Genomic DNA, 12,710 nt, shown 5'->3' on the forward strand with positions numbered 1-12,710 from the left:
AATTTCTGATGTGCATATTTGACAGCAGTGCGTATTTTCTTTTAAAATCAGAATTAATTGACCATATTTGACACCTTAAAATTTTAATTGTATTAGAGAGATTGCCTGCAAATAGGTGTATGATTGTCAATGTAAAAAGTAAACTTCAAATTATACCAAGCACGCCATTAATCCGTTATATACCTGAAATTAATTAATAATCACTAAAAAATGCTTTCTATGATATTTTTATTAGAAACTGCTGCTGAAGTCTCATACATGGACTTAATAATGAAGGGTGGAATAATGATGATCCCTTTATTCTTGCTGTCGGTGGTTGCCGTTTTTATATTTTTCGACCGTTTTTTTTATTTGAGGGGACAGAAGCGACTAGAACCTGTTTTCTTTGATAAACTGAACGAACTGATCAGATCGGGAAAAGTTGAAGCTGCTATTAGTTTATGCGAGTCGGCCAATAGTTCCGAATCGCGAATTCTGATGAAAGGATTACAAAACCTGGGTAGACCAATTCGCGACATTCAGGATCAGATGGAAATGGAGGGAAAATTAGAGGTTTATAATTACGAAGGAAACTTGTATTATCTGGGTGTTATTGCCAGTATTGCTCCAATGATGGGATTTATTGGTACAATTATCGGGGTAATAAAAATCTTTTATAATATCTCGCTTGCCGATAATATTAGTATTTCGTTGATATCAGGTGGTTTGTACGAGAAGCTTATTGCTTCGGGAGTTGGACTTACGATTGGTATTATTTCATATGCTGCTTATCACTTTTTAAATAATAGAATTAATAAACTGGTACAAAACTGGGAATTTCGTTCTGTTCGGTTTATTGATTTGATTAATAAATAATTGGCCATGAATTTCAGAGGTACAAGAAAGCAGGAATTTGAGGTCTTTACGGGCTCCTTCAGCGACATCATGTTTTTCCTGATGTTGTTTTTTCTTATTGTTTCAACGATGATCACCCCGGGAGCGATCAAGCTTGCCCTTCCGCAGGCTGATAAATCTCCATCGATGGATAAGCAAACTGAGAAAATTGCAATTTCTATTACAAAAGATTTAAAATATTTCATCAACGATAGGGAACTTCAGTTTGCACAGATTGAACCTGAATTGCTAAAGATTAAAAAGGGAAACGATAACGCATTTGCTATTGTCAGATGTGACAACACCATTGCGGTTCAATCGATGGTAGATGTTTTACAGTTGGGAAATAAAGTTGGGGTTAAGATGGTTCTGGCCACAACCCGAAAAGATGCTTCAAAATAAAGTTGAAATCGAAAATTAGAAACGGAGAAGGTTTCTGAGACATTGTTGCTTAGGCCTCAATGTTCTTTATCGTTTGTTTCCCAAATAAAAGTTCGAATTGGGTACCTTGATTAATCGTACTGTGTACTTTTATTTCAACAGCATGTAGTTTCATGATTCTTGCTACAATCGAGAGTCCGATGCCAAAACCGCCAATGTATTTTACGTTGGTCGAGCGGTTGAAAGCATTGAAAATATTGCCAATCTGATCTTCTGGGATACCAACACCATGATCAGAAATTAACACTGAAATAGCTTCTTCGATCATCGCAATTTTAACTTCAACATCTCCGGAAGAAAATTTGCATGCATTTTCGAATAGATTTTTTAACGCGATGTCTAGTAGCCCCTGATTCCCATAGATAATGAGATCGTTTTCATTGTCAGAATATTCAATTTTAGGCATAATCTTTCGGCCCGGGTATTTCGATTTAGTTGATTGAATAGCATTAAAAATTAACTCGTCAATACGCAAATCTGTCATCTGAATATTTTCGTGCCCACTCAAATGTGCCAGTTCAAGTAAGCTGTTGATGAGGGTATTCATTTTCCGCAAATCCTCAACCAGCCCCGAAATGTGGTTCGTGTATTCTTCCGTATTTCTGGTTCGGCTAAGGATGTAATCTGACTCAGCAATCATAATTGCTAATGGCGTTCTTAATTCATGAGAGGCATTCGATACAAACTCATCCTGACTTTTAAACGCCTTTTCCAGATCAGATAACATTCGGTTGAATGTAATTGCCAACTGTTCAATTTCATCCTGACGCTTGCCTTCGTCTAGTCGATCACTAAGTCTGGACGAATTGATCTCTTTTACTTTTGTGATTATGTTCGAAATAGGTTTAATCGCCGACTTAGAAAAGAAGTAAGCTGCTGTTACTGATAATATTACGCTAATAAGGATGCTCCAAAGCAGAATCGTCTTTAATTCATGCACGTTCTCGGCACGGTACCTGTCGTGTGCCAGCACAAAAACATGGTAGGATTGGTTGTTGGCCTCATGTTTGTAGCTGACTCCATCTTTGTTGCCAATCGAAAAATAAGCAATTTTGGAATTGTAGGTGTGGCTGATTATTTTGTCGGGCGATAATAACTCTGTTTTATTGCTATAAAGTAATTTGTTCGACTCGTTGGTGATTGCAATTTCTTCTTTCTCGAGTGACCGGGTCGTCTGATGTATTTTTTTCAGGAGCGTTGAGTCGATTTCCTGAATGTTGATCGAGAGGATGGCCGTATTTTGGGCCTTCTCCAGAAGATTGTCTCTAAACTTCGAACGTTGACTGGTAAACGAGAAATAATAGACCAGTACCGAAAAGAAAATAAGAATTCCAAATACGATACTTGTAAATTGAAGAGATAATCGCGTTATAATGTTCATTCGGAAATGTCGTATTAATGTATTTGAACACCTGTCAGTACTCATGAAACTCGCATGCCGGAAAATGTCGGATTTGAACTGTATTTTTTTACTTTTTGAGCAGACCCTTAACCGTTATTGATGGACTGCTCGTTTCTTTTTACAATTCTTTTTCGCTGCAATAAAAGCCAAACCCAAATTTAGTATGGATTATTTTGGGTTCAAAGTTTTTATCGATTTTCTTTCGTAAGTAATTCACGTACACATCAATAATATTCGTTCCGGTTTCGAAATCAAGATCCCAGACCTTCTCGATAATAAATTCTCGTGATAGAAGTTTGTTCTTATTCAAAAGGAAGGTTTCCATCAAAGCAAACTCTTTTGAGGTTAAATCAATTTTCTGACCGGCTCGTGTAGCTGTTTTTCGATCCAGATCCATTTCAAAGTCGGCAATACTTAATTTTCTTGACTCGGGAACAATAACATTTTTCCGCTTCAGGAAAACATTGATTCTGGCAAGTAATTCTCTGAAATCAAATGGTTTAAGTACATAATCGTCGGCGCCGGCTTCAAACCCAATCAGCTTATTCTCTGAAGTACCAAGCGCAGTTAGCATGATGATTGGAACCTTGCTGTTATTTTTTCTGATTTCCTTGCACAGCTCGTAGCCATTCATGAGTGGCAAATTGATGTCGAGAATAACGAGATCGTATTCGGAGTTTTCCATCATTCTTTTCCCGACATATCCATCATTGGCCACATCTGCTTTAAAACCTGATTCTTGCAATTGTTTCTGAATGATTTCTGCCAGTCGTAATTCGTCTTCAACGATCAATATATGAGTTTCAAACATTTTCACTGTATAATTTGACGCAAAACTAAGACACTATTAGCAATAAATAACAATTCTAATGAATTTCTAATAACTTTCTAACTGTCCTCTAACTGACTTAACACGAATACAATGCTAGATTTGTTTCATCAAAATAATATCCAGATAAAGATTGACAAATAGATGTCTGGTAATGTTGTTTGAGGTATATTTTTGTTTTGATATTTGTTTTCTCTATATAACTCAATTTGATCGATTTGTAGGATTTTCTCTAAAGCGATTCTGTAAGGAAAGTTGCAGATGTCACTAAAAACTTCAAAAATACCGTGAGCCAGGCTTACGGTATTTTTGTTTTATGGAATAACTAATTTGGCGTTTGCAAAATACCAAACACCATGAAGAATAGCATTAGACCGATAAAGACAACCAGGTAGAGACTGAACTTATGATAGCGGACTTTAAAGAGATTAAGTAGAAGAGAAATCAGGTTAAATCCGGAAAAGAAAGCGGCTAATTTGAAATAGCTAAGAATTTTTACCTCTTTCGGAATTGTATTTCCAATAACTTCAGGAATAACAATTGAGTTTGTAAGTAAAACCCACAACGAAATCAATCCCAATACAATAAAGATAACTTGCCCGGCTAGCGCCAGCTTCTCTTTTTTCTCAATCCAGCTAAAAAAAATGAGTCCAATACCGAGAAAAAGTGTCCATTGTGAGATACTTGCCACACCAGATAAGGAATTTGATACCATAATGAAGATTTTTGTTGTTCGACAAAAGTGATCATTTTTGACCAAACAAAAAATAATTAATCCCTGACGAATACTTTTATTGGTTATTTTTGGCGAAACTCAGAATTGTAATCGATGATAAAGAAAAGTCTTGCCATCAATCCGAAAGCGAAGGGATTGATATTTGATCTTGATGGCACTCTCGCTGACACAATGCCCATTCATTATATTGCCTGGAAAAATGCCGCAGCTAAGTACGGGGTCAATTATACGACCGAATTGTTTATTCAGATGGCAGGCATTCCGGTTTATCCTTCTGTTGAAAAAATTAATGAGATTTTTGGAACAAACATCGATCCAAAGGAGATGGGCGATTCCAAAGAAGCAGAATTTGAGAAAAATATGCACCTTACTCCTGAAATTAAAGTTGTGACAGATTTGGTGCGGGAATACCACGGGAAGATACCTATGGCTGTTGGTACTGGCGGATCGAGGCGATTGTCGTTAAAAACGCTGGAGATTATCGGGCTTAAAGGTTATTTTGATATTTTGGTAACCAGCGAAGATGTTGCCAACTTCAAGCCTCATCCCGAAACTTTTTTAAAATGTGCCGAACTGATGGGAGTTGATCCCTCAGACTGCGAAGTTTTTGAAGATGGAATTCTGGGCATGCAAGCAGCCCAAACAGCCGGGATGATGGTTGTTGATGTAACTGAATATTATAAAGTAACAATTGGACAATGAAGGTAAAAATTGGAATTTTAGTTATTTCTGGAGTTGTTTTATTCTCCTGTACTTCCGTTAAAAAGTCTCTTCGTCAGGAATATACGGTAGTCTCGTATAATGTTGAAAATTTGTTTGATACGGTTGACGACCCAAAAATTCCGGATGAGGAATTTCTTCCGGCAAGTGAAAAGAAGTGGGACAATGAAAAGTATCAGAAGAAACTGACCGATATTGCTGAAGTAATTTCGGAAGTAAATCAGAAGGAATTGCCTGAAGTGGTTGGTTTGGTTGAAGTAGAGAATCAAACGGTGCTGGACGATCTGATTAACGTTGGCAAGTTGAAGGGCCGGAAATATGCCATTATTCACGAAGAAAGTCCCGATTACCGCGGAATTGATGTGGCATTGATTTACCGCAAAGATGCGTTTAAAGAAATCAAACACGAAGTACTGCCTGTGATTTTTCCTGACGATCCGGAGTTTAAAACACGTGATATTTTGTATGTGACCGGCAAAATGAGAAATAAAACCGTTCATGTTTTTGTGAATCACTGGCCTTCGCGCATTGGTGGTGAGGATAAAACTGAACCCAAACGGGTTTTGGCGGCTTCAGTTCTGAAAAAAAGAGTTGACCAGATTCTTGTACAAGATCCGAAAGCACGCATCATCATTATGGGTGATATGAACGATGAACCTGCCAACAAAAGTTTACAGGAAACGCTTGGCGCCGTAGCACCTGGTTCAGGAGCAGCGCTTGTAAACCTGATGATGCCTGATGATGTGGCCGGAAAAGGAACCTATTTTTATAGTGGCAACTGGAATATGCTGGATAATCTGGTCGTTTCGGAAACCGTTCTGAAGGGAAAAGGGATGACGGTTGAAGGCGGAAAAGGAAACATTTTCAGTAATGACTGGATGATTTACACCAATAAAAACGGCGATAAAACTCCAAATCGCTCGTATGTTGGTAACAAATATGTTGGAGGCGTTAGCGACCATTTCCCTGTTTATTTTAAGATGATCGTCAAATAGTGTCTCTGGATTGAAATGAAAGAGCCCTTTGCATGGTATTGCAGAGGGCTCTTTTGGATTGAACAAAACTTCTATGGATGATTATCTGAATAAACTAACTTAGTTTGGCTAACGCTTTCACGTTTGCCCAAATTCCATCGTCAACCGGAATTCCCAATTCCATGTTTTCGAGCCGTGTTTTTAGTGATTGCTCACCCGGATAAAAGATTTCAGCGTTTTCATTAGCCGGAACAGATGATTTAAGTTGTTCGATGGTTTCGTTCAATGCCTGATCAATAAATTCCTGAGTGTTGATTTTTTGTGGGTCGATTGCGATAAAAATCTGGCAACAGCTTCCGCAACTGCCCTTGTCTGCTTTGTCAATTCCGGAAGTAGTAAGTCCTCCTGAAAGTAAAGCTGAAATCAGGTCGAGCATAACCGCAAATCCTGAACCTTTCCAAAATCCCATCGGCAAAATTCGGCGGGTTTCCTCAATTTCACCGGGATTATCGGTAAGCTTTCCTTCCTGATCAAATCCTCCGGGGTAGGGTAGTTTCTGATCTTTCAGGCGGGTTGTTTGCAGCTTTCCATACGAATACTGCGACATGGCCATGTCAAGTACCACATGACCTTCTTTTCGCGGAACTGCCATGATAAATGGGTTGTTTCCGATTCCGCACGATTTTGCGCCCCATGCCGGCATGCACGATTCTGTGTTGGTCCAGCAAATGCCAATAAATCCTTTTTCGGCAGCTTGCCAGCCGTATGCGCCGCCACGCATCCAGTGGGTGGTATTGTTAAGACTTACCAAACCAAGTCCGTTCTGTGCAGCGATTTCGGTTGCCCGATTCATTGCGAATAAGGCGTTTAAAATTCCGGGACCCAGATTGCCATTATAGATTTCCATCGATCCAAGGTTCAACTCCAGTGTTGGTGCGGCATTCCCATCGACCCAACCTTTCCCCAAATAATCGACAAACCGTTCAACGCGGTTCAGCCCGTGAGAATAAACACCATCTCTGCTCGATTCGGTATGAACCTGGGCACAAATATCAGCTTTTTCTTCGGGCATTCCGGCGTTCATAAAAGCTGATTTAATGGTGGCTTTCATTTCGTTAAACGAGATTCGTGTCATCGGAACAATAATTTATACATGAATAGTTTAAAGGCAAATTACTTCACTTTTATTTCTGGAACACCTTCCCAGGTCATTTTAACGGGTTGAATGGTTCCATCCGGATTAAAATACATGCGGTCGACACACACCACGCGGTGATCGCGGCCTTCACTTGGAATCGGACGGCGGTGGTAAAAAATGTACCATTCGTCGGTTCCCGGAATGTTTACTACAGAATGATGCCCGGCGCCAGTTGCGATTGCAGGATCAGATTTCAGAATGGTCCCCATTTTTTTGAATGGGCCGAATGGCGAATCAGAAATTCCGTAGGCTGCTTTGTAACTGTCGTTCGTCCAACCGCCTTCTGACCACATCATGTAATATTTTCCGTTTCGGATGAACATGAGTGGACCTTCGACATAACCTTCCGGAGTAATTTCTTTCACTGTATTTCCGTCAGGATATGGAACTAGCCCGGTAAAATCGTTATTGAGCTTTGCAATGTTGCAATGCCCCCAGCCACCGTAAATGATGTAGTACTGGCCATCTTTGTCGTGAAAAACAAACTGATCGATGGGTTGCGCTTTGTTGTAGAATTCCTGAATTAACGGTTTGCCCAAATAATCGCGGAATGGGCCTTCGGGTTTTGAAGAAATACCAATCCCGATGCCTCCGATTTTATTTTCGGCAGCAACATATCCGTCACGAAATGGTGCCTGAATGTCGTTGACCGAGAAAAACAGGTAATAATTGGCGTCTTTTTTGACAATACATGGCGCCCACATTGCCCTGTTGGCCCACTTTACAGCAGAAGTGTCGATGATGTGCGAGTACTTTTTCCAGTGTACCAGGTCTTCAGACGAGATGGCATCCAGAAATGTTTGTTCTTCGTATTTGGCCGAATAGGTTGGATAAACCCAAAAAGTATTGTCAAAAAGGGCGCCTTCCGGATCGGCATACCAACCTTCCATAATTGGGTTTCCGGAGGTTTTTGTTTGTTTAGTCTGTGCTGTGCAGATTCCGGAAATTATTCCGATGGCCAGCAGTAAGATGAATTGCTTTTTAGTCATTTTTGTTTATTTAGTTTACTCCTTTGGAGTTCATTTTCAGGATATATACCGAAGTGCGGGCTGTGATAAATAGAATATTTCTTTTTCCTCCTCCGAAACATACATTCGAAGGTTGTTCCGGAACTTCAATCCGCGCAATATTTTCGCCTTTCGAATTGAATACCGATACAACATTGTTTGTAAGATATACATTTCCTTGATTATCGATGGTCATTCCATCCGAGCCTTCAGGAGCAAAAAAGGTCTTGTTGGCAAGCGATCCATCTGCTTGAATGTCGTATTTCCAGATTTTATGATCCTGAATATCGCTTACATAAAGTGTTTTCCCATCCGGAGTTCCAATCAGTCCGTTGGGTTGTTTGTAGTCGTCAATTACGCGAACTACTTTTCCTTCCGGATTTAAATAGTAAACTCCTCGTTTGTCCTGAACTTCTTTTCTTCCCGGTTCCCAATAGTCGCGGACGTAATACGGATCGCTAAAATAGATACCGCCATTGGGCGCAATCCAAAGGTCGTTTGGCGCATTTAGTGGTTCATCGTTGTAATTTTCGGCGATGATTTTCATTTTCCCTTTTTTGTCGAAAATCACTAAACGGTTATGTAAATCTGCACAGGCAATCAGTTCTCCTTTTTTATTGAAATAGGTTCCGTTCGAACGTTCGCAGGAGTGTAAAAATGTAGTAATTGTATTTCCTTTTTCGTTCCAGACATAAATTTTGTCGTTGGGCTGATCGGTAAAAAATACACGGCCATCAGGAGCAACCGAAGGACCCTCGGTAAAGGCGTAACCGCCACCAACCTTGGTCACTTTTGAATTTTGATCGAATAATTGATTGTTTTGCAATTGTCCGTAGAGAACTGAGAGGAAAAAAACTCCAAGAAGCAGAAGTTTATACATGGTTATTTTTTTTAGTTTGGTTTTTGAATTTTGAAGAAGAATGACAATAAAATGTACATTTATACCTTCCGAATCGCTAAAGATAAAATTCAGATTTTAAAAATATTGGTAAATGAGGGTGAAATTTACAGGACTGCTGCTTTTTCTGACAATATTTGGCTTTTCGAACTGTTTTGCACAGCTTGGTTCTGATGGCTCCTATCTCTGGAATTCGACAAGTATAACCTATTCATTTAATGATAAAACAGAGTTGGCTTTTGGCAATAAAGATCAGTATAGCAATCAGATTGACAGGCTTGAATATTATCATTTTGAACTGATTGGCTACCGTAAGTTGACCAGTAAATTTTCACTTGGACTTGGGGTACGGCAAACCGAAAGTTACAAGTCGGGCGGCTGGATCCCAGGACAAACCTATTTGTTTTATGGGATTTTGTTCTTTAATCCTTTCGATATTAAGATTAAATTTTCGAACCGACTTACAGCAAAAGTTAGTAAAACAGCCGACACCCAATATGGCCTTGACAATATTTCGAACATTGATTTTTTTACGAAGTCGAAATGTAGATTTCCCAAACCTTATCTGATGGATGAACTTTTCTCGAATTTAAATTCAGGAAAGGTACAAACTGTGCGGATTTACGGAGGTTTTCATGTGTTCAAAAAAGAACATTGGGGAATTGACCTTTACTACTGCAATTGGCAAACCCGATCGACCGCTGATTGGAAAGCTTACAACGTACTTGGAATAAGTACCAAAGTGAGAATTTGAAGTTCCGTATTTACTTCGTTATCCCACTTTTTTGCATCCAGCCAAACAAAGGTTGCATCCATTCGTCGGTTGGTAATTTTAATACAAAGCCGTGATTTCCTGAAGGATAAAGGTGCATTTCAGCCGGAACTTTATTCTTGATCAGTCGCTGGTAAAAACGAATGCTGTTCTCAACCGGAACCACAGTGTCATCACCGGTATGAGTAATCCAGGTTGGGGGCGTATTGGCAGCCACCTGCAAGTCATTCGAAAAGAGCGTAACTTGTTCATCATAAGGTGATTTACCCAGTAAATTATTCTTCGATCCGCCGTGCGTCAGACCTTCCTGCATACTAATGACCGGATAAACGAGGATCATAAAATCGGGACGAAGACTGATGTTTTCAGGATTGGGAATATATGCTTTGTTGAAATGGGTACCTGCAGTTGAGGCCAGATGTCCCCCTGCCGAAAATCCCATGATCCCGATTTTTGATGGGTTGACGTTCCATTCTGTAGCATGCCCACGAACAGTTTTTATGGCTTGCTGTGCGTCCTGTAGTGGCCCAACTGACTTGTCGGGCATAATTGAATCGCTAGGTAATCGATACTTTAAGATAAAAGCTGCGATGCCGTTTTTCTGAAATGTTTCGGCAATATTAGTTCCTTCAAGCCGGTAACTTTCCATGCCATAGCCTCCTCCCGGGCAAATAACCACGGCGGCTCCAGTGGCAATTTTCTCATCCGGAAGATAAAAGGCTAATGTTGGTTGTGAAATACTTCGAAATCCCAACAACTGATCGTCCTTTTCCATTTTTATTTCTTTCATCGGGTAATCTGTACTATTGGGTATGACACCTGGATAAAGCGGAATGGTTTGTTGTGCTGAGAGTTGCAACGACACAAACAGGATTGAAATTGTGGCAAATCGTTTCATGTTATTAATTTTTTAGTTTTTTAGTCAGGTCAGGAACAATTGTTTCCATCGCTTTTTTCGCATTGATGTATTTTCCCAGGTCACGAAAAGCGATTACGTTAAAATGATTATCAGATAAATATTGGAGATATTCTTTAAATAGTTCGGGAGTCGTATTTACCCATGGGTGTTCGGCATCAGGAACCCCGTGAATGGTTAGTATCACAATCTTTCCATTGTGAGCTTCATCGAAAGCTTCCATGATCTGTGATTTGTTTTCAGAATTCATGGCCCAACTTGGAATCAGAAGTGGATGATCTGTCATTGGATCGTAAGCGCGGCTTCCACCAGCACGTGCAAATTGATAATCTTTTCCCTTAAGAACTTTTAGTCCAGGCAAGCTAAGGCTGTAGCCTGGGTAGGCAAAAGTAACTGGACCCCTAATTTTCATCGAATCGCATTTTCGCTCGATGTAATTAAGTTGCTCTTCAATTTTTTCTTTGGATAATTTCGCGATGGCCGGATGATTTCTGGTATGGTTAGCAATCTCAAAACCCATTCGATTAAGTTCACCGATCTGGCGCCAGTTCATGTACTTGGCAGTATCGTTGAAGTTGGGTGGAAATTCACAAATGAAAAAAGTGGCTCCAAAGCCAAATTCTTTCAGAAGTGGTGCAACAACCGAATATTGGCTTGCGGTAGCATCGTCGAAAGTTAATACAACTAGTTTGTCCGGAATTGGTTTCTTTACAATTCTTGAAAAGCCTGTAATCGCTGTAAAAAGGATCAATAGAAGCGTAACTGTTATTTTCATGAGTTGTTTGTTAGTCAACACAAAAATAACAGGCGAAATGTTAAATCCGCAATAACAGACAATATTTAAAATCTGTTTGAATGAATTTTCCCGAAATTCAGATCACTCAATGGTTTACCTTCGTGAGAACGTTGTGCGTATCCAATGGCAACAATGCTCAAAACCCGGAATCCTTCAGGAATATGAAGGGTTTCGCATACATAGGCTTCGCTGGTTTTTTCTTCAGAATACTCGCGACCACGAATCTGAATCCAGCAACTGCCCAGTCCGAGCGAATGCGCAGTTAAATGTCCGATGAAAGCTGCAATCGACGAATCTTCAATCCATGCAACCGTTTTACTTTCGTCGACTAAAACAGCAATTGCCAGTTTCGCTGTTTGCAAAGACGCAGCTCCATGTGGTTTACAAAGTGCTAATTTCTGAAGCAATTCTGGTGCGTCGATAAATATATATTCGCAGGCATTCGAGTTTTTTGAAGTTGGAGCGCGAAGAATGGCTTCCTTGAGAATTTCAAGTTTCTCTGGTTCGATGGGCTGTTCGGTAAATTTCCGAATACTTCGGCGGGTGCGTAAAAGATCGATCATTTGGGGTTTGTTTAATTGTTTGGTACAAAGCAAAAAAAATGCTTGCTTGCAAGCAACTTTTTTCTCGTTTCGTCCATCTGTATTAAAAAGAATTAACATGCTCCGGAGATTTCTATTCATATGCGCAGTTTTAGTGATTGGCATTTCTTGTACCTACGATTCGTTGGAAAAGGAAAGCGATAATTCGGATTTGATTATAAAAACAGGGACTGTTTGCGGTTGGTGTACGGTGAACGATACTTTAACCATCACCCGAAATGCAATCAGGTATGTGAACTATACTAATTGCAATGTAAATAAACCTTCAGTAGAAAAGACTGGGCAGATAAATGCCGCAGAACTTGATGCATTGCTTGCCAAACTTGATTTTGACGAACTGAAAAAGCTTGATCTGAACAGTTCAAATGTTAGTTTTGATGGTTGTGATGATTGGATATACGTCAAAAAGGGAACTGAAAATCATTACATCCGGTTCACTAAAAACGATCCGAAACTTAAACCCATTCAGGCTTTTGTTGATCAGTTGAATGCCATTAAAACCCAATATTCTGTTGCTAAGTAAATTGTTGCATTCCTATCAAATTT

15 protein-coding genes are annotated in these 12,710 nt (G+C 39.7%); 6 read left to right on the top strand and 9 right to left on the bottom strand.

The features are described 5' to 3' along the window. Positions 1-219: 219 nt before the first annotated feature. Together AQPE_RS17610 and AQPE_RS17615 are read left to right on the top strand one after the other, a co-directional pair. On the top strand, positions 220-855 hold the full coding sequence (locus AQPE_RS17610) for a MotA/TolQ/ExbB proton channel family protein (RefSeq protein WP_318347806.1): 636 nt from the start codon (positions 220-222) through the stop codon (positions 853-855). Between the two features lie 6 nt (positions 856-861). After that, positions 862-1,275 (top strand): ExbD/TolR family protein, encoded by a 414-nt coding sequence (locus AQPE_RS17615; protein WP_318347807.1) that lies wholly within the window; start codon positions 862-864, stop codon positions 1,273-1,275. A 49-nt stretch (positions 1,276-1,324) separates the two neighbouring features. Here AQPE_RS17615 and AQPE_RS17620 read toward each other — a convergent pair whose 3' ends face one another. The 3 genes from AQPE_RS17620 to AQPE_RS17630 all read right to left on the bottom strand — a co-directional run bounded on the left by AQPE_RS17620 (position 1,325) and on the right by AQPE_RS17630 (position 4,260). Further along, positions 1,325-2,695: a HAMP domain-containing sensor histidine kinase gene (locus AQPE_RS17620; protein ID WP_318347808.1), complete on the bottom strand. Its 1,371-nt coding sequence runs from the start codon at positions 2,693-2,695 to the stop codon at positions 1,325-1,327. A 139-nt stretch (positions 2,696-2,834) separates the two neighbouring features. Next, entirely contained in the window at positions 2,835-3,527 is a 693-nt protein-coding gene (locus AQPE_RS17625) for a response regulator transcription factor (RefSeq protein ID WP_318347809.1), read from the bottom strand. Between the two features lie 343 nt (positions 3,528-3,870). Further along, positions 3,871-4,260, bottom strand: coding sequence for a hypothetical protein (locus AQPE_RS17630; protein ID WP_318347810.1), 390 nt, complete (start codon positions 4,258-4,260; stop codon positions 3,871-3,873). Positions 4,261-4,374: 114 nt separating this feature from the next. On the opposite strand from AQPE_RS17630, the gene AQPE_RS17635 reads away from it, so the two are divergent. Together AQPE_RS17635 and AQPE_RS17640 are read left to right on the top strand one after the other, a co-directional pair. Then, positions 4,375-4,983 (top strand): HAD family hydrolase, encoded by a 609-nt coding sequence (locus AQPE_RS17635; protein WP_318347811.1) that lies wholly within the window; start codon positions 4,375-4,377, stop codon positions 4,981-4,983. After that, the gene (locus AQPE_RS17640) at positions 4,980-5,996 is read left to right on the top strand and encodes an endonuclease/exonuclease/phosphatase family protein (RefSeq protein WP_318347812.1); all 1,017 of its coding nucleotides are present in this window, start codon (positions 4,980-4,982) and stop codon (positions 5,994-5,996) included. Before AQPE_RS17635 ends, AQPE_RS17640 begins: the two co-directional genes overlap by 4 nt. A 94-nt stretch (positions 5,997-6,090) precedes the next feature. Here AQPE_RS17640 and yiaK read toward each other — a convergent pair whose 3' ends face one another. From yiaK to AQPE_RS17655, 3 genes are read right to left on the bottom strand one after another with little or no spacing between them, the layout of a single operon-like run. After that, on the bottom strand, positions 6,091-7,110 hold the full coding sequence (gene yiaK, locus AQPE_RS17645) for a 3-dehydro-L-gulonate 2-dehydrogenase (protein ID WP_318347813.1): 1,020 nt from the start codon (positions 7,108-7,110) through the stop codon (positions 6,091-6,093). Between the two features lie 38 nt (positions 7,111-7,148). Then, positions 7,149-8,162: a glycoside hydrolase family 43 protein gene (locus AQPE_RS17650; RefSeq protein ID WP_318347814.1), complete on the bottom strand. Its 1,014-nt coding sequence runs from the start codon at positions 8,160-8,162 to the stop codon at positions 7,149-7,151. 10 nt (positions 8,163-8,172) lie between these two features. After that, positions 8,173-9,060, bottom strand: coding sequence for an SMP-30/gluconolactonase/LRE family protein (locus AQPE_RS17655; RefSeq protein WP_318347815.1), 888 nt, complete (start codon positions 9,058-9,060; stop codon positions 8,173-8,175). A gap of 112 nt (positions 9,061-9,172) precedes the next feature. Between AQPE_RS17655 and AQPE_RS17660 the strand changes: the two genes are divergently transcribed. Beyond that, positions 9,173-9,832 carry a DUF2490 domain-containing protein gene (locus tag AQPE_RS17660; RefSeq protein ID WP_318347816.1) on the top strand — a complete coding sequence of 220 codons (660 nt, stop codon included), beginning with the start codon at positions 9,173-9,175 and terminating at the stop codon, positions 9,830-9,832. 10 nt (positions 9,833-9,842) lie between these two features. Here the strand turns inward: AQPE_RS17660 and AQPE_RS17665 are convergent, their stop codons facing one another. From AQPE_RS17665 to AQPE_RS17675, 3 genes are all read right to left on the bottom strand, one after another. Beyond that, a complete protein-coding gene (locus tag AQPE_RS17665) occupies positions 9,843-10,748 on the bottom strand; it encodes an alpha/beta hydrolase (RefSeq protein ID WP_318347817.1) in 906 nt (301 codons plus the stop codon). Positions 10,749-10,752: 4 nt separating this feature from the next. Beyond that, positions 10,753-11,541, bottom strand: coding sequence for a polysaccharide deacetylase family protein (locus tag AQPE_RS17670; RefSeq protein WP_318347818.1), 789 nt, complete (start codon positions 11,539-11,541; stop codon positions 10,753-10,755). 65 nt (positions 11,542-11,606) lie between these two features. Continuing rightward, positions 11,607-12,125 carry a nitroreductase family protein gene (locus tag AQPE_RS17675; RefSeq protein WP_318347819.1) on the bottom strand — a complete coding sequence of 173 codons (519 nt, stop codon included), beginning with the start codon at positions 12,123-12,125 and terminating at the stop codon, positions 11,607-11,609. A 97-nt stretch (positions 12,126-12,222) separates the two neighbouring features. On the opposite strand from AQPE_RS17675, the gene AQPE_RS17680 reads away from it, so the two are divergent. Next, entirely contained in the window at positions 12,223-12,687 is a 465-nt protein-coding gene (locus AQPE_RS17680; protein ID WP_318347820.1) for a hypothetical protein, read from the top strand. The last annotated feature ends 23 nt before the right edge of the window (positions 12,688-12,710 follow it).

It is taken from the genome of Aquipluma nitroreducens (assembly GCF_009689585.1).
Taxonomy (GTDB): Bacteria; Bacteroidota; Bacteroidia; order Bacteroidales; family Prolixibacteraceae; genus Aquipluma; species Aquipluma nitroreducens.

Bases quoted from the DNA above. Each gene is read 5' to 3' on its own strand.
- AQPE_RS17665 (WP_318347817.1), bottom strand. From the start codon at position 10,748: ATGAAACGATTTGCCACAATTTCAATCCTGTTTGTGTCGTTGCAACTC.
- AQPE_RS17650 (WP_318347814.1), bottom strand. From the start codon at position 8,162: ATGACTAAAAAGCAATTCATCTTACTGCTGGCCATCGGAATAATTTCC.
- AQPE_RS17660 (WP_318347816.1), top strand. From the start codon at position 9,173: ATGAGGGTGAAATTTACAGGACTGCTGCTTTTTCTGACAATATTTGGC.
- AQPE_RS17620 (WP_318347808.1), bottom strand. From the start codon at position 2,695: ATGAACATTATAACGCGATTATCTCTTCAATTTACAAGTATCGTATTT.
- AQPE_RS17610 (WP_318347806.1), top strand. From the start codon at position 220: ATGATATTTTTATTAGAAACTGCTGCTGAAGTCTCATACATGGACTTA.
- AQPE_RS17615 (WP_318347807.1), top strand. From the start codon at position 862: ATGAATTTCAGAGGTACAAGAAAGCAGGAATTTGAGGTCTTTACGGGC.
- AQPE_RS17625 (WP_318347809.1), bottom strand. From the start codon at position 3,527: ATGTTTGAAACTCATATATTGATCGTTGAAGACGAATTACGACTGGCA.
- AQPE_RS17635 (WP_318347811.1), top strand. From the start codon at position 4,375: ATGATAAAGAAAAGTCTTGCCATCAATCCGAAAGCGAAGGGATTGATA.
- AQPE_RS17675 (WP_318347819.1), bottom strand. From the start codon at position 12,125: ATGATCGATCTTTTACGCACCCGCCGAAGTATTCGGAAATTTACCGAA.
- yiaK (WP_318347813.1), bottom strand. From the start codon at position 7,110: ATGACACGAATCTCGTTTAACGAAATGAAAGCCACCATTAAATCAGCT.
- AQPE_RS17680 (WP_318347820.1), top strand. From the start codon at position 12,223: ATGCTCCGGAGATTTCTATTCATATGCGCAGTTTTAGTGATTGGCATT.
- AQPE_RS17655 (WP_318347815.1), bottom strand. From the start codon at position 9,060: ATGTATAAACTTCTGCTTCTTGGAGTTTTTTTCCTCTCAGTTCTCTAC.
- AQPE_RS17670 (WP_318347818.1), bottom strand. From the start codon at position 11,541: ATGAAAATAACAGTTACGCTTCTATTGATCCTTTTTACAGCGATTACA.
- AQPE_RS17640 (WP_318347812.1), top strand. From the start codon at position 4,980: ATGAAGGTAAAAATTGGAATTTTAGTTATTTCTGGAGTTGTTTTATTC.
- AQPE_RS17630 (WP_318347810.1), bottom strand. From the start codon at position 4,260: ATGGTATCAAATTCCTTATCTGGTGTGGCAAGTATCTCACAATGGACA.